The sequence below is a fragment of the Arthrobacter sp. TmT3-37 genome (genome assembly GCF_054510835.1).
The window spans coordinates 233,301-248,181 of record NZ_JBTNDU010000002.1 but is presented as its reverse complement, the minus strand read 5'-3'; the positions used below and the strand labels follow the sequence as shown (position 1 = coordinate 248,181).

13 protein-coding genes are annotated in these 14,881 nt (G+C 69.7%); 5 read left to right on the top strand and 8 right to left on the bottom strand.

The window, feature by feature from the left end; all coding sequences use genetic code 11:
• Window positions 1-6: 6 nt before the first annotated feature.
• A complete protein-coding gene (locus ACX80U_RS03960; RefSeq protein ID WP_459267501.1) occupies window positions 7-1,206 on the bottom strand; it encodes a PucR family transcriptional regulator in 1,200 nt (399 codons plus the stop codon).
• A 106-nt stretch (window positions 1,207-1,312) separates the two neighbouring features.
• Between ACX80U_RS03960 and ACX80U_RS03955 the strand changes: the two genes are divergently transcribed.
• Genes ACX80U_RS03955 through ACX80U_RS03945 form a run of 3 tightly spaced genes read left to right on the top strand, consistent with a single transcriptional unit; the run spans window position 1,313 to window position 5,611 of the window.
• Window positions 1,313-2,998 carry an amidohydrolase gene (locus tag ACX80U_RS03955; RefSeq protein WP_459267500.1) on the top strand — a complete coding sequence of 562 codons (1,686 nt, stop codon included), beginning with the start codon at window positions 1,313-1,315 and terminating at the stop codon, window positions 2,996-2,998.
• A gap of 2 nt (window positions 2,999-3,000) precedes the next feature.
• Complete coding sequence (locus tag ACX80U_RS03950) at window positions 3,001-4,326, top strand: MFS transporter (RefSeq protein ID WP_459267632.1); 1,326 nt, start codon at window positions 3,001-3,003, stop codon at window positions 4,324-4,326.
• A 4-nt stretch (window positions 4,327-4,330) separates the two neighbouring features.
• Window positions 4,331-5,611, top strand: coding sequence for an ArgE/DapE family deacylase (locus tag ACX80U_RS03945; RefSeq protein ID WP_459267631.1), 1,281 nt, complete (start codon window positions 4,331-4,333; stop codon window positions 5,609-5,611).
• Window positions 5,612-5,666: 55 nt separating this feature from the next.
• On the opposite strand, the gene ACX80U_RS03940 is transcribed toward ACX80U_RS03945, so the two are convergent.
• From ACX80U_RS03940 to ACX80U_RS03915, 6 genes are all read right to left on the bottom strand, one after another.
• A complete protein-coding gene (locus ACX80U_RS03940; protein WP_459267499.1) occupies window positions 5,667-6,956 on the bottom strand; it encodes a M20 family metallo-hydrolase in 1,290 nt (429 codons plus the stop codon).
• A 175-nt stretch (window positions 6,957-7,131) separates the two neighbouring features.
• Window positions 7,132-7,755, bottom strand: coding sequence for a 3-hexulose-6-phosphate synthase (hxlA, locus tag ACX80U_RS03935; protein WP_133082616.1), 624 nt, complete (start codon window positions 7,753-7,755; stop codon window positions 7,132-7,134).
• Between the two features lie 41 nt (window positions 7,756-7,796).
• Window positions 7,797-8,417 carry a 6-phospho-3-hexuloisomerase gene (gene hxlB / locus ACX80U_RS03930; RefSeq protein ID WP_459267630.1) on the bottom strand — a complete coding sequence of 207 codons (621 nt, stop codon included), beginning with the start codon at window positions 8,415-8,417 and terminating at the stop codon, window positions 7,797-7,799.
• A 99-nt stretch (window positions 8,418-8,516) separates the two neighbouring features.
• Entirely contained in the window at window positions 8,517-9,368 is an 852-nt protein-coding gene (locus ACX80U_RS03925; protein ID WP_208739954.1) for a helix-turn-helix transcriptional regulator, read from the bottom strand.
• Window positions 9,369-9,413: 45 nt separating this feature from the next.
• Window positions 9,414-10,925 carry an amidohydrolase gene (locus ACX80U_RS03920; RefSeq protein WP_459267498.1) on the bottom strand — a complete coding sequence of 504 codons (1,512 nt, stop codon included), beginning with the start codon at window positions 10,923-10,925 and terminating at the stop codon, window positions 9,414-9,416.
• Window positions 10,922-11,539 carry an FMN-binding negative transcriptional regulator gene (locus ACX80U_RS03915; protein ID WP_459267497.1) on the bottom strand — a complete coding sequence of 206 codons (618 nt, stop codon included), beginning with the start codon at window positions 11,537-11,539 and terminating at the stop codon, window positions 10,922-10,924. Before ACX80U_RS03915 ends, ACX80U_RS03920 begins: the two co-directional genes overlap by 4 nt.
• A gap of 111 nt (window positions 11,540-11,650) precedes the next feature.
• Here ACX80U_RS03915 and ACX80U_RS03910 point away from each other — a divergent pair, with 111 nt between their 5' ends.
• Window positions 11,651-11,845, top strand: a complete 195-nt coding sequence (locus ACX80U_RS03910; protein ID WP_459267496.1) for a hypothetical protein — start codon at window positions 11,651-11,653, stop codon at window positions 11,843-11,845.
• A 38-nt stretch (window positions 11,846-11,883) separates the two neighbouring features.
• Here ACX80U_RS03910 and ACX80U_RS03905 read toward each other — a convergent pair whose 3' ends face one another.
• Window positions 11,884-13,386 carry a GmrSD restriction endonuclease domain-containing protein gene (locus tag ACX80U_RS03905; protein WP_459267495.1) on the bottom strand — a complete coding sequence of 501 codons (1,503 nt, stop codon included), beginning with the start codon at window positions 13,384-13,386 and terminating at the stop codon, window positions 11,884-11,886.
• 281 nt (window positions 13,387-13,667) lie between these two features.
• Between ACX80U_RS03905 and ACX80U_RS03900 the strand changes: the two genes are divergently transcribed.
• Complete coding sequence (locus tag ACX80U_RS03900; RefSeq protein ID WP_459267494.1) at window positions 13,668-14,828, top strand: thermonuclease family protein; 1,161 nt, start codon at window positions 13,668-13,670, stop codon at window positions 14,826-14,828.
• Window positions 14,829-14,881: the final 53 nt, after the last annotated feature.

Here is a 14,881-nt window from a genome sequence, read left to right as displayed (position 1 = left end):
ACGGGATCAGGCGCGGGGAGCGTCGATTCCTGCCTGCGCCTGGACGCGGCAGTTCAGGACGGCGATCAGCGTGGCCGCGTCGGCAGGGACCGCCGGGTCGTACCCGGTGAGCTGATGGACCCGTGCCAGCCGGTTGAGCACCGTGTTGCGGTGGCAGTACAGCTGCTGCGCAGCCAGGGAGACCGATCCGGAGTTCACGTAGGCGAGGAGGGTCTCGACGAGGCGTTCCCCCTCCGCCGCCGGGATGCGCGCCAGCGGCCCGAGGACCTCGTCGGCGAGCACCGCGCCGAATCCGCCGAGCCGTGCAGCAGCCACCGGGCCCCAGGCCTGCCGGATCGACTGGTGGCCCGGCGCCGTGAAGTCCAGCACCGCCACGGCCTCGAGGGCCACGCGGACCATCGTCGGGACCTCCGCCAGGGACCCGGCGACGGGCGCGACGAAGCACCGGAGGCCGGTCAGCCAGGCCGGCACGGCGACCGTCGCCCGACCCGACGGCGGACGCCGGTCCTCGAGGACGAGGATGAGCGCTCCGTCGCGCTCGTGCAGGTAGTCCTCCGCCTGCGCCCGGGCGACGCCGGCCCTGAACTCCCTGCGCGCGCTCTCCGCCCCGACCGCGACGACGAACGATCCCTGCGGAGACACGCCCAGCGCCCGTGCGGCCTGCCCGAGCAGTTGCGGGTCCCGACCGTCCGAGGACAGCAGCCTCGACAGCAGGAAGGCCCGCTGCTGTTCCTTCTCGTGGGCCATCGATGCGAGTTCGTCCATGTATCCGGCGTGCACACGGGTCACATGGAACTCGACGGCTTCCCACACCCGCACCGCATCGTGCGTGAAATCGGACAGGGACTCGGCCGGGACCCTGCCGAGCATCTCGGTCCACAGGATGCGGAAGTCCATCCGCACGGCCCGCAGCAGTGACTCGAGGGGTACACCCTGGCTCGCCCTGCGGTGGCCGAGCGCGTCCGACATGAGCGCCAGGCGCTCCGGAACCGGCAGTCCGCCGACCATCCTCAGCAGCAGCTCCATCGAGGCGACGGCCGTGTCCCGCAGGTCCTGGTCCTGCACGGGCGAGCCCGCGTAGCCCTCGATGTCCTGCACGTCGACCAGGAACCGTTCGGCGATGCCGTCGATGTCCGCGAGGCAGCTGGTCACCACGTCGGACAGGACCGACCGCCCGGTTGCCGAGGAGTCACTGTTCTTGGGCATTTGCCCATCCTAGGGCTGGAGTCCGTGCCATCCCTCCATTGTGGGCGCCGGTGACGGAGACCACACTGATAGGAATCGAACAGCTCCACTCACTCGAGGGAACACAATGCTCGACGTCAAGATCATCAACGCCCAGCTCTTCACACTCAGTGATACCCGCCCGACGGCGCAGTCGATGGGCATCCTCAACGGGCTCATCGTCGGGTTCGACGACGACGTCTCCGGCCTCCCGGCCCGGCGGACGATCGACGCGGACCAGGCCGTCGTCGTCCCCGGTTTTGGAGATTCCCACAACCACATGGCGTGGTTCGGACAGTCACTGCAGGAGCTCGACCTCAGCGGCTGCCTCACCCTCGACGAGGTGTCCGTAGCGGTGCGGGACGCCGCGGCGATCCTCCACGAGGGTCAGTGGCTCGTCGGGTCCGGGTACGACGACACCGTCCTCGGCGCGCATCCGCACCGCACGCTGCTGGACGCCGCAGCGCCGGGACGCCCGGTCTGGCTGAAGCACCGTTCCGGCCACATGTGTTCGGTGAACTCCCTCGCCCTCGAGCTGGCCGGCGTCCTCGACGGCACGGCCGCGACGCCGGAAGGCGGGAAGGTGGTGACCGACGCCGACGGCCCGACGGGCCTGCTGGAGGAACGGGCCCAGCAGCTCGTCACCGCACTCGTGCTGCCGTATCCCGTCGCGGAGCTGGCCGACGCCGTCGCAGGGGCCAGCGAGGTGTACGCGTCCGAGGGCCTGACGCATGTCGTGGAAGCGGGCATCGGCGGCGGACTGATCGGACGCAGCCCCGTCGAACTCGCCGCCTACGCGCTCGCCCGCCGGCAGGGCGGACTGCGGACGCGCGTCCAGCTCATGGTCGCCAGCGACGCCCTCCACCCGGTCACGGCGCACGACGACGACGGCATCACCTTCGGCCTGGACCTCGGCATCGCGACGGGATTCGGGGACGACACCGTCCGGATCGGCCCGATGAAGATCTTCGTGGACGGGTCCCTGATCGGGCGCACCGCTGCCGTGACCGAACCGTTCTGCGACCACGCCCACGGTACCGGCGACTTCCAGCTCTCGATCGAGGAACTGACCCGCCGGATCGTCTCGGCACACTGCTCGGGCTGGACCGTCGCCGCGCACGCCATCGGGGACTCCGCCGTCGACGTCGCCCTCGACGCCTTCGCGGCAGCCCAGCAGCAGCAACCCCGGCCCGGCGTACGCCACCGGATCGAACACGCGGGCATGGTGCGCCCCGACCAGCTCGACCGGTTCGTGGAGCTCGGCATCACGCCCGTCCCGCAACCGCGCTTCCTGTACGAGGTCGGCGACACCATGGCCGCCGCCGTCGGACGCGACCGCGAGCCGTGGGTCTACCGCCATCGATCCTTCCTCGAGCGGGGCGTGCGTGTCCCGGGCAGCTCCGACCGCCCGGTCGCGACCGGCGCTCCCCTGCTCGGCATGCAGTCCATGGTGCAGCGGACCACGTCGTCGGGCGCTGTCATCGCTCCCGGGGAGCGCGTCGACGCCGAGACCGCCCTGCGCGCGTACACCGTGGACGCGGCGTGGGCCGCCGGCGAGGAGGACCGCCGGGGCACCCTCGAGGCGGGCAAGCTCGCCGACCTCGTCGTCCTCTCGGACCACCCCGCCCGCGTCGACCCGGACCGGATCGGCGCCATCACCGTCCTCGCCACCCTCGTGGGCGGCGAGTGCGTCTTCGGTGACGGATTCCTCACCCCCCGGACGGTCGTCCCCGTCCCTGCCACCACCCCGATCCCCTCCGACCAGGAAGTATGACCATGCAACCCTCCGAGGCAACACCCGCACCCCCACCAGAGATCCCGACAGTGAGCGGGGCCGACGCCGGCAAGATCGCGCGCGCCGCGTTCGTCGGCACGGCCCTGGAATGGTACGACTACTTCCTTTTCGGCACCGCCGCGGCGATCGTGTTCAACCGCCTGTTCTTCACGACGCTGGATCCCACCGCAGCGACCCTCGCCGCCTTCGCGACCTTCGGCGTCGGTTTCGCGGCCCGCCCGCTCGGTGCCGTCCTCTTCGGCTTCATCGGCGATCGCGTGGGGCGCCGACCCGCCCTGCTCATCACCATCGTGATGATCGGCTGTGCCACCGGGCTCATCGGCGTCCTGCCGGACTTCGGCAGCATCGGGCTGGCAGCGCCGATCATGCTCGCCATCCTGCGCCTGATGCAGGGCCTGGCCGTGGGCGGCGAGTGGGGGGGAGCCATGACGATCGCCGTCGAGCACGCACCCATCGAGAAGCGCGGCCGGTACGCGGCACTCGTGCAGGTCGGCTCTCCCGTCGGCACCCTGATGTCCTCCGGCGCCTTCGCCCTCGTCCTGCTGCTGCCCTCGGAGGCCTTCGACTCCTGGGGCTGGCGCCTGCCGTTCCTGGCCGCCTTCCCGCTGCTGCTGATCGCCCTCTACATCCGGCTCAAGGTCGAGGAGTCCCCGATCTTCCGCGAACTCGTCAAGCTCGAGGAGCGCGCCAAGATCCCCGCTCTGGAGGTCTTCCGCAACGCGTGGGGCCGCCTGCTCGTCGCTGTCGCCGCCGCGTTCCTCGGTGTCGGCGGGTTCTACGTCATGACCACCTTCGTCATCAGCTACGGCACCGTCACGCTCGGCCTCGAGCGTGGGCTCATGGTCAACGCGACGCTGGTCGCCGCCGTCTTCCAGATCGGCGTCGTGCTCGTCATGGGACGCCTCAGCGAGCGCGTCGGGCCGGGACGCATGACCCTTCTCGGTGGCCTCGTCACCGCCGCAGCGGCGTTCCCGCTGTTCTGGCTCATCGACACGAGGAACCCCGCGGCCATCATCCTCGCCGTGACGCTCGGCATCGCGTTCCTGTCCATCGCCTACGCGGTGACCGGCGCCCTGCTCACCGAGCTGTTCCCGCCCCACCTCCGCTACAGCGGTGTCGCCCTGGGCTACAACCTCGCCGGCGCTCTGAGCGGGTTCCTCCCCTTCATCGCCGTCGCCCTGCAGGGCGCCACCGGCGGCGGGTCCTGGACCGCGGCCCTGCTGCTCATGGCCGTCTCGCTCATCACCGCAGCCGGCGGCTTCTTCGGCGAGCGCCTCCGCGTGAAGGACAAAGCCATTGTCCAGTGATGTCATGCCCGGGTCCGGGCTCGACGACGGACAGCGCACCCGGATCCTCGACGCCGTCGATGCCGCCTTCGACCGCCAGCTCGCGTTCACGGCCGAGCTCGTCCGCCACCCGTCGCTGCGGGCGCAGGAGGCCAGTGCCCAGGACCTGATGGTCAGCGCACTCCAGGAGCGCGGGTTCGAGCTGGACCGCTGGCAGCTGGAGGAGGACTCCCTGTCCGGGCATGTCGGGTACGGCCCGACGACGGTCGACTTCGAGGACCTGACCAACGTGGTGGGGACGTACACGCCGTCCGCGCCGGCAGCCGGGCGGTCCCTGATCCTCAACGGGCACATCGACGTCGTTCCCACCGGCCCGGTGGAGACCTGGTCCCGCAGCCCCTGGGATGCCCCGATCCTCGACGGCTGGATGTACGGGCGCGGGGTCGGCGACATGAAGGCGGGGCTCGCCGCGAACCTGTTTGCGTTCGACGCCGTGCGCGCCGCCGGCCTGTCGCCCCAGGGACGCATCCACGTGCAGTCCGTCGTCGAGGAGGAATGCACGGGCAACGGGTCGCTCGCGGCGCTGCAGCGCGGCTACACGGCCGACGCCGTCGTCATTCCCGAGCCGGAGGAGGACATGCTCGTCCGCGCGAACGTGGGCGTCATCTGGTTCCGCGTCCGGGTGTCCGGGCAGCCGACGCACGTCCGCGAGATGGCGTCGGGGTTCAATGCGATCGACGCCGCTTATCCGGTCATGCAGGAGCTGCGCACGGTGCAGGACCGCTGGAATGCCGAGAAGGGCGAGCACCGGTACTTCGAGGACCTCGACCATCCGATCAACTTCAACATCGGCACGATCGCCGGTGGTGACTGGCCCTCGAGCGTCCCCTCCTGGTGCGAGTTCGACGTCCGCGCCTCCCTCTACCCGGGTACCTCGGCGGCGGATGCCTACCGTGAGATCGAGGACTGCCTGGCAGGCATCGACAGCGACGCGGAGATCTCGGCCGTGCGTACGGGCTTCTTCTCCGAGGGCTACGTCCTCGAGGAGGGGTCGGCGGCCGAGCAGGCGTTGGCGGCGGCCCACCAGCACGTCACTGGGACCGCGTTGCAGAGCTTCACGACGCCGGGCTACCTCGACGGCCGCGTGTTCTCGCTGTATGCCGGCATCCCGGCGCTGGTCTACGGGCCGACGTCGGAGGCCATCCACGGCTTCGACGAACGCGTGTCCGTCGAGTCGGTCCGCAACGTCACGAAGACGATCGCCCTGTTCATCGCCGGCTGGTGCGGAGTGGCCGAGACGGCCTGAGCCTTATCACACAGAAGGAGCCCCGCCGGGTGGCGGGGCTCCTTCTCTCTGGGAGTCACTGTATCGGTTCGTCGAGCTCCCCGAGGCACAGCGCGCGGACGGTGTCGGTGAGCACGTGCAGGCCGTTCACGATGTCCTCGTCGGTGGTGTACTCGTGCTCGTTGTGCGAGATGCCCTCGACGGAGGGGACGAACAGCATGACGGTCGGGACCACGTCCTTCATGTTGGTGGAATCGTGTCCGGCGATCGTCTGGACGCGGGCGTGCTTCAGGCCGCGGTTCGCGGCGATCTTCTCCGCCAGCTCGACGCCCTGCGGCTGGTAGGGCGTGACCGGCCAGCAGTGCGACCCGGTCTTCTCGATGCGCACCCGGGCCCGCTCCTCGATCACCCGGAGCTGCTCGTGCAGTTGCCGGTCGGCGGCGGCGAGCAGTTCCTCGTCGGCGGAGCGGAGATCCAGCAGCAGGCTCACGCGGGACGCGACGACCACCGGGGAGTTCGGGTAGACGTGCAGCTCGCCCACCGAGGTGTGGACGGCGCCCGCCGGGAACGCGTCGGCGACGTCCCGCGCGGCCACGACGAGCAGCGAAGCCCCCAGCAGTGCGTCCTGGCGGTCCGCCATGACCGTCGATCCGGTGTGGGACTGCTCGCCGTGGACGACGAACTCGTACTTGTTCGCCGCCCAGTTCGATGCGACGGCGCCGATCGTGACGCCGTCCCGTTCCATCCCGCGGCCCTGCTCGATGTGGATCTCGGCGTAGTAGGCCGGGTCGGGTCCCTCCAATGTGCCGGAGCTCGCCGTCGCTGCCAGTGCTTCGCGCACGGCGACCCCTGCCGGATCCGTCGTGGCGAGCGCATCCTCGAGGGCGAGCTTCCCCGTGAAGACGGAACTGCCCATCATGGACGGCTTGAACCGCGAGCCCTCCTCGTTGAACCAGTTCACCACTGCGAGGTTGTAGCGCGGAGCCGCACCGGCCGCGCGCCACTCCTCCGCGAGCGTGAATGCCGCGTGAGCTGCGGCCAGGACGCCGAAGGCGCCGTCGTACCTGCCGGCGGTCGGCTGCGAGTCGAGGTGTGAGCCGACGAGCACGAAGGGTGCGCCGGGAACGAGCTCGAGGAGCCCGAACTGGTTGCCGGCCCGGTCGAAACGAACGGTGAAGCCCTGCGCCGTCAGCAGGTCCGTGAGCCAGGCACGCTGCTCGCCATCGGCCGGCGAGCCCGCCTGGCGTTCCACTCCTCCCCCGGGTGTGGCTCCGAAGGTACTGAGGGTGGCGAAGTCCTGCAGAAAGGCGGCGTCCCTCCCCTCGTACGTCGACGGGTCGGGGTTGGGTACGGCGTCGTTGCCCATGGCGGTCCATTCTGTGGCGGAATCGGCTGTCCATCCAATCGTCCCAGCGGCAGCACCACGCGATACTGGCTGTTCTCCACCGATCAGCGGAACCCCGGTGTGCTTTCGCACAGCGCCCGGGGAAACGGTACGGCCGGCCCCGAAGGACCGGCCTTTCCTTCCTGCTACGGGCAGATCAGCTGATCGCTGCGCGCAGTTCCTTCGCGGCCTGTGCGGGATCATCGGCGCTGTAGATACCGCCGCCGACGACGGCGACATCGGCACCCGAGGCCTGGACGTCCTTGAGGGTGGCGAGCTTCACGCCTCCGGCGACGGAGAATGCGACGCCGGCTTCCTTGCCTGCGGTCAGCAGGGTGTCCAGGTCGTAGCCGTCCTGGGCCTGCTCGTCGAGTCCGGCGTGGAACTCGACGAACTCCGCACCGAGGTCGGTGACCTCCTTGGCGCGGGCTGCCTTGTCGTCGACGCCGATGAGGTCCACGACCACGCCCTTGCCGTGGGCCTTGCCGGCCTTGATGGCTCCGGCGATGGTGGAGTCATCGGCGACGCCGAGCACGGTCACGAGGTCGGCGCCGGCCGTGAAGGCGATGTCGGCCTCGAGCTCGCCGGCGTCCATGGTCTTCAGATCCGCGAAGACGATCTTGTCCGGGTGGGCTTCCTTGATGGCCGTGACGGCGGAGAGTCCGGCGTTCTTGACCAGGGGGGTGCCCAGTTCGATGATGTCGACGTACTCGGCGACCTTCCCGGAGAGCTCGAGGGCGTCCTCGACGGTCAGTACGTCCATGGCGAGTTGCAGTTTCATGATGTGTCCTTTGCTGGCTGGGGGGGGATCAGGGGGGCGCGCTATTCGAGGTTGGCGTGCCGGGGCCAGAGGTCTTCGGCGGGGGTGCCGTCGGCCTTCCAGAGGGTGTGGAACGTGGCGTCGAGCACCAGGAGCAGTGCCTGCTCGAAGAGGCTGCCGGAGTACTGGCGGGAGGCCGTGCCTCCGTGGTCCGTCTTCTGCGCGGCAGGGATGACCACCACGCGGTGGGCCAGTCCGGCGAGCGTCGACTCGCCGTCGGTGGTCAGGGCCGCCACCCGGGCGTCCACGGAGACCGCGGTCTCTGCAGCAGCGACGGCACCGGCGGTGGTTCCGGAGCCGGAGGCGACGATCAGGAGGTCGCCGGAGCCGATGGCCGGCGTCGTCGTCTCGCCCACCACGTGCACCGGAAGTCCGAGGTGCATGAGGCGCATGGCGTGCATGCGCAGGGCGAGGCCGCTACGGCCTCCACCGGCGACGAAGATCTTCCGGGCCTGCTGGATCTCGGCCACGAGCGCTGCGAGCTGGTCGTCCTGTAGGCCGCCGGCTGCTCCTGCGAGCTCGTCCTGGATCAGGCTCAGACTGGCTGCAACCGACGGTGTGTCCGATGCTCTCGTCACGGGTGGTGCTCCTGCCTGTGGGGGTTGGTCCGGACTCCAGTCCATCACTCCCCCGGGGCGTTCCAGCACGCAAGACCTACCCCGCTGGACCTAGTTCGCGCAGGGCTAGCCTGACCTGTGGCCCGCGCCACAGCGGCGGGAGGATCAGGCGGAGGCAGGGGACGACGTCGTCATCCCGGCGAGCCTCGCGAGCGCGGCTTCGCTGCTGGATCCCGGCGCCCCATAGTAGGTGCAGACGCTCTGGTCCGCTTCTCCCGGGACCAGGAGGGTCTGGTAGTGCAGCACGAACTCGCCGCCCACCGGGTGGTTGAAGCGGATCTCGCCCTGGTCCTTCTCGTGGACGTTCTGGTCCTCCCAGAACCGGGTGAACTCAGGGCAACCCGCCCGGAGATCGGCGATGAGTTCGGCCAGCTGGCGGTCCTCCGGGAAGCGTCCGACGTCGAGGTGCAGCATCGCGGTGGTCTGCTCACCCACCTGCTCCCAGTCCCGGTAGAGCTCACGGGCCTTCGGATCGAGCAGGATGAAGCGGGCGTAGTTGCGGTGCGGAGCCGGAAGCGCCTCGAAGTCGGTCATCAGGGCCCTCGCCAGGCGGTTGCTGGCCAGCACGTCGGTGCGGCGTCCGAGGATGATCGCGGGTACCGATTCCATGACGGCGAGCAGGTCGTACAGCCCGGGGCGCACGCGCTGGGGCTCCAGGCCGGGCGTGTGGTGCGGCAGCGGAGTGCCGCAGAGGTTGAGCAGGTGGTTCCGTTCCACCGTGTCGAGGCGGAGGGCCAGGGCGATGGAGTCGATGATCTCCAGCGACACCGCGCCACCGCGGCCCTGCTCGATCCGCGTGTAGTAGTCGGGGCTCATGCCGGCGAGCCGGGCCACTTCCTCGCGCCGGAGCCCGGGCACGCGCCGCACCCTGCCGTCGAACGGCGCTCCGAGCGTGGTCGGCGAGATCCGTGCGCGTCGCGAGCGCAGGAAAGCGGAGATCTCTGCGGCCCGGTCCATGCCTTCCATCTTGCCGCACCCGGGACGTCCGCCGGACCCCGACAGCTACCCCTGGACGGTTGTGTCCCCGTCGAGGGTGGAGTGCGTCCACCGGCCCCCGAGCATGGTCGCCGACACGGCGAAGTCCCGCAGCTGGTGGTCGTCGGCGCGGAGCGGGTCCAGTTCGGTGACCACGAGGTCTGCTACCGACCCCGGCCGCAGCATCGTGCGCCCGTCGGTGGACGCGGCGAGTGCCACCGACGACAGCACGCGCTGCTCGGGGTGCCACGGTGACCGCCCGTCCCGTGCTCGGGACACGGCAGCGGCCATCGACACCCACGGGTCGAGCTGTGCGACCGGCGCGTCCGAGCCGAGCCTGACCTCCGCGCCCGCTGCCACCAGGCTCCCGAAGGCGAAGGCCCGGTGCGTGCGCCCCGGCCAGTACCGGTCCGCGACGTCGCGATCGTCCATCGCGTGCTCCGGCTGGACGCTGGCAGTGACGCCGAGGCGCGCGAAGCGTCCGAAGTCGGCCTCGTCGACGAGCTGGGCGTGCTCGATGCTTCCGCCGCAGCCCACCTCCTCGAACGCGTCGAGGGCGAGGGAGTTCGCCGCGTCCCCGATGGCGTGGACCGCCGGGACGAGGCCTGCCGACGACGCGCGGCGCAGCAGGCCGACGAGGTCGCTCCCGCCCACGGTGGAGATCCCGCGCTCTTCGGCTGTGTTCTCAAGTCCTGGGTACGGGTCGTGGCAGAACGCGGTGCGGGTGTTCAGCGAACCATCGGTGATGACCTTGAACGGGCCCATCGTCACCAGGCCCTCCGTACCCTCGATGACGTCCCCGGTGCGCAGGCCCCTCGCGATGACGGTGTCGAGATCGTGCGGGTACACGCCGGCCCGGACCCGCATACCCCGGATGCCACCGGCTACACGGTGAGCCCACCGGTCGAGGGAGAGGGTCATCTCGAGGTCCACGATGCCGACGACGCCACGGGCGGCTGCGGCGTCGACCGCCTCCCCCACCCAGCCGTCGAGGTGCTCGTCGGGTACCGAGCTGATGCGGGCGTTGACGTCGAAGGCGGCCTGCTCGCGCAGCAGCCCCGTGGGGTGGTCGGCGTGCCCGTGGAGGGCGAGGGCCCTGGTGTTGAGCCAGGCCGCGTGCAGGTCCTTGCTGACGAGCACGACGGGCACGTCGGCCCCGACGGCGTCGAGCAGTTCCTGTGTCGGGGCGTCCGGCCACAGTCCGTCCTGGAAGCCGTAGCCGATCAGGGGCTGTCCGGCCGCCGGTGGCATCGAGCGCAGGCGTCCGGCGACCAGTGCCGCGGCGCCGGCGGCCGATGTCGCCGGGGACAGGTCGAGGCGCTGGCGCATGAGCGCCCACTGGCCCATGTGCACGTGCGAATCCCAGAGACCCGGTGACACCCACCGTCCGCCCAGATCCACCGTCCGGGCCGAACCGGATTCCAGGCCCTCGCGCACAGCAGTGACGATCCCGTCCTCGACGAGGAGGTCCACTGGTTCACCGGGCGTCCCGACCAGGCGCGCGGAGCGGAGAAGAACGCCACCCACGGAGCTGTTCATCCGTGCCACGTACGCCGCATCTCGCGGGCGAGGGCCGGGTTCGCGTAGTGCTCGCCGTGCTCGAGCTCGTCCACGATCCGTTCCACCACGGCGGGAGCCTTGTCCTGGCTGAGCTTGAGCCGCGCGTCGAAGCGGGTCACGCGCAGGCGGATGCCTACCGTCCCCCGTGCGACGCGGCGTGATCCCTCGGGGTCCAGGGCCAGAGCGCTGGGCTCCGGCATGACGGCCTCGAAGGTGTCGACCAGCTTCCCGAGCACTCGGAAGTTCTCCTCGTCGGAGAGGATCTCCGGCTTCCCGTACAGGTGCGCTGTGACATGGTTCCACGTCGGGATGACCTGGTCCTCGGGGTACCAGCCGGGTGAGATGTAGCCGTGCGGGCCCTGGATGATCACCAGTACCTCGTGGTTCCCGAGGTCGTGCAGCTGCTCGTCGGGGCGCCCCACATGACTGATGATGCTGATGCTGTCGTCGGACGTCTCCTCGAGCATCACCGGATAGTGGGACGCCACGAGTCCGCCTGCCGGTGAGGACACGATCGTCGCCCACGGATTCTCGCGGACGAGTCGCTTGACCTCGCCGACGTCGGACAGGACGAAGTGTGGCGTGTGGCGCATGCTCGTCACTCTGCCACACCGGCATCCCGCCGGGCTGTGGCTCCACACCTCATGCCAGTACGACCACGCCCGCATTCGCCTCACCCACAACACCCCGCAGTTGCTCTCCGCGTGGGCTCGACGAGCCGCGAGGAGAACCTGAGGGAACTGCTCTCCTTCAGCCAGGACTACACGCCGCTGCCGCAGGACATCGTTGACGAACTCTTCGTTCTGCGGCGCCGCTGGTCGGACGAGACGGACACCGATGCGGAGCTTTGCGGCAGGGAGGGCTTGGCGCTGAACAACGACGGCGGGGCAGCCACCTGAGGTGACTGCCCCGCCGTCATTCGTTCCGGCGAGAGTTGCTAGCTGTCGCAGCCCCATCCGTCGCCGTCACGGTCGAACTTCGGCTGGAAGCCGGGTGAGCCGGCGGCGATCGGAGCCGCACCGGCCGCACGGACGGCATCGCAGTTCTGGTAGTAGGGCGCGGGCGCCGGAGCTACCGGTGCAGGCGCCACGGGTGCGGGCGCAGGTGCCACCGGGGCGGGTGCCGGCGCCGGCACAACGGGAGCGGGAGCCGGAGCCACGGGAGGGGCTACGGGTTCCGGCACGACTGGCGCGGGCGCCTCGGTCTCGGCGGGTGCCACCGGCGGTGCCACGGAGGGCGCCATCTGGTTGGTCGGCGCGAGGATGCCGTTGCAGTCGGACAGGATGCGCGCCATGGCGTCGTGTTCGGCCTGCGTCACCCACAGGGCGTACGTCGCCTTGACCGACACCTGCCGTGCCACGTACTCGCAGCGGTAGCCCTTGTTCGGCGGCAGCCACGTGGCGGCGTCGCCCGCGCCCTTCTGCTGGTTGGTGGGTCCGTCCGTGGACTGCAGGTTCAGCGGGTCGTTCGCGAAGGCGAGGCGCTGGTCGAAGGTGAGCTGCTGCGCGCCCTTCTGCCAGGCGTCGGAAAGAGCGACGACGTGATCGATCTGCACCTTGGTGCTCGTCGCCTGTCCGCGTAGGAACGCGATGGTGGACGCCGTGTACGGATCGTCCAGGATGCCCGACTGCACCTTGCAGGGCACGGAGTTCGCGTGGACGATCTCCGTCAGGTCCCTGTTCAGCATGTCGTTGCGGGTGTCGCAGCCGTTGTGGTCGACGTCGAGCCAGGCCTGCCCGAACTCCTCGCGGTCGTACCCGGTGTTCGGCGCACGTCCCTTGATCGGCAGCGTCTCCAGGACGGCGAGCGCCGTGGTGTCGAAGGCCGGTTGGTCCGACGGCGCCCGGGGCGTACCGGTGGCATCGGGGACGGTGTCCGGGTCGAGCGGGGCAACGTCCGACGACGTTGCGCTGGGAGTCGGCGACGGCGTCGGCGTGGGTGACGGCGTCGGCGTGGCGGAGGGCCGGCTCGTGCTCGGCTCATCGGTCGGGTCTGCCTGCTCGGCCTCCTCCGTAGCCTGCTCCGTCACCTGTTCGGCGACGGCTGTCGGGACCGTGTCGGAGGCGGGGGCGATGGCACCACCCACGAGGAGCGCGACGACGGCGGCTCCCGCCGTGATCGCTCCGGCCTTGCGCCCGGCGAGGCGTGCCCACGACGGGCGGTTGGTGATGAGCGTGTAGAGGCCTGTGAAGAAGGCGAACGACGCCGCCATCATGAGCGCTCCGCCGATACCGCCGGTGATGAGCCCGATGACCACGAGGATCAGTGCAAGTCCGGCGAGGATAGCGGTGGAGGTCCGTATCTCCAGCTTGATCGTGGACGACGAGGTCGACGACGGCGTGCGGGCAGGCGGACGGAATGGCGATTTGATGAGATGCTCCCCAGCGTTGATGCGATGTCTTGGGGCAGCGTACCCGCGGTTCTGCGAAATGATGAACATGTCAGCATTGGCTGCTCATTCATCGTCCCTCGGCTTTGGATTGGCTCAGTTTCCGCTCAGGACTGGAGCCGATTCGCGCTTCCCTTCCCGATCCGGGATCAGGAGCATCGGCCTGTGCTAGAACTTCTCTGTCACCTGCTTCGCTGAGACCTGTCCGAAGGCGCCCACGCCGGCCCGGTTGATGGTCCGCATCAGCTGACACTCCAATCCCTGCGGTGTCGGGTGAGTCCATCGAGCCACCACCGCCCAGCTCTCGTATTCGTACCCGTAGAAGAAGACCGATGAATCCTGCTCGTTTTCACCGCCTCGCACCGGCGACCCTCCTGACCGCGGCGGTTCTCGCCTCGACCCTGACAGCCTGCACCGACCCCGCGTCGTCAGGTGAGGCAGCATCCGACTACCAGCCGGGCACTGTCGTGCGGGTGGTCGACGGCGACACCCTTGTCATCAATTTCGACGGCGAGGACCAGACCGTACGCCTGCTGAACGTGGACACGCCCGAGACGAAGCACCCCGACAAGCCCGTCGAATGCCTCGGCCCGGAGGCCACCCAGAAGCTCGAATCGCTGACGCCGCCAGGAACGAAGGTTGCGCTGGATTTCGATATCGAGCGAACGGACAAGTACGACCGCGTGTTGGCTGCCGTCTTCATCGAGGACCAGACCCTGGTCAACGCGGAACTCGCGCGTGTGGGCTTGGGCGTCCCGGTTCTCATCGAGCCGAACAGGAAGTACTACGACGAGGTGCAAGCGGCCTACGACGAGGCCACAGCACAGGGCGCCGGGTTGCTGGACGTCGCGGAAGGCTGCACCCTTCCGGCTGAGGTGACCGATGCCGTGGAGACCCTCGCCGCGGCGACCGAGGCTCCTGTCGGCGAGACAGGGGCAGCTGTCGCTGCAACCGCTGCCGGAATCCTCGCCGCCCTGACGACAGCGAAGGCCGCACGGGAAGCCCTCGAGGCGGGCAAGGACACCGTCCGGGTTCTCGCGGTCGGAGCCGATCGCACGGCAGCAATGGTGAGCGACCTCGACGCCCAGATCGCCAAGGGCGAGCGGTCACTGGCCGCTGCTGCAAGCAAAGCCACAGCACTCAAGGAAGCCGAAGCCGCCGCGCAGGTTGCAGCAGCTGAAGCAGAAGCCGCCAGGGCCGCAGAAGCAGCACGGGTCGAGGCCGAACGTATTCAGGCGGAAGCAGCGGAGGCCGCTCGTATCGAGTCTAAGCGGATCCAGGCGGAAGCCAATGCTCGTGCCGAGGCCGACCGGCTGGCCGCCGAAGCGGCAGCAGCCGCTGAGCAGGAGCGTATCCGGAACCTCGCGCCCGCACCCGAGCCCTATGTCCCGCCTGCGCAGCAGTATGTTCCTCCTGCTCCCCCTGTGATCGCGGATCCTTACACCGGTCCTCGGTGCTACGCACCCGGTGGAAAGACTTACCGGCCCTGCTGAACGTGCAGGCCATCGAGCCACCAGCTCATCGACGCGGCGACCGCTCCGTAGTC

Bases quoted from the DNA above. Each gene is read 5' to 3' on its own strand.
- ACX80U_RS03915 (WP_459267497.1), bottom strand. From the start codon at position 11,539: ATGCGCCACACGCCACACTTCGTCCTGTCCGACGTCGGCGAGGTCAAG.
- ACX80U_RS03960 (WP_459267501.1), bottom strand. From the start codon at position 1,206: ATGCCCAAGAACAGTGACTCCTCGGCAACCGGGCGGTCGGTCCTGTCC.
- ACX80U_RS03950 (WP_459267632.1), top strand. From the start codon at position 3,001: ATGCAACCCTCCGAGGCAACACCCGCACCCCCACCAGAGATCCCGACA.
- hxlA (WP_133082616.1), bottom strand. From the start codon at position 7,755: ATGAAACTGCAACTCGCCATGGACGTACTGACCGTCGAGGACGCCCTC.
- ACX80U_RS03940 (WP_459267499.1), bottom strand. From the start codon at position 6,956: ATGGGCAACGACGCCGTACCCAACCCCGACCCGTCGACGTACGAGGGG.
- hxlB (WP_459267630.1), bottom strand. From the start codon at position 8,417: ATGGACTGGAGTCCGGACCAACCCCCACAGGCAGGAGCACCACCCGTG.
- ACX80U_RS03955 (WP_459267500.1), top strand. From the start codon at position 1,313: ATGCTCGACGTCAAGATCATCAACGCCCAGCTCTTCACACTCAGTGAT.
- ACX80U_RS03900 (WP_459267494.1), top strand. From the start codon at position 13,668: ATGAATCCTGCTCGTTTTCACCGCCTCGCACCGGCGACCCTCCTGACC.
- ACX80U_RS03905 (WP_459267495.1), bottom strand. From the start codon at position 13,386: ATGTTCATCATTTCGCAGAACCGCGGGTACGCTGCCCCAAGACATCGC.
- ACX80U_RS03925 (WP_208739954.1), bottom strand. From the start codon at position 9,368: ATGGACCGGGCCGCAGAGATCTCCGCTTTCCTGCGCTCGCGACGCGCA.
- ACX80U_RS03945 (WP_459267631.1), top strand. From the start codon at position 4,331: ATGCCCGGGTCCGGGCTCGACGACGGACAGCGCACCCGGATCCTCGAC.
- ACX80U_RS03920 (WP_459267498.1), bottom strand. From the start codon at position 10,925: ATGAACAGCTCCGTGGGTGGCGTTCTTCTCCGCTCCGCGCGCCTGGTC.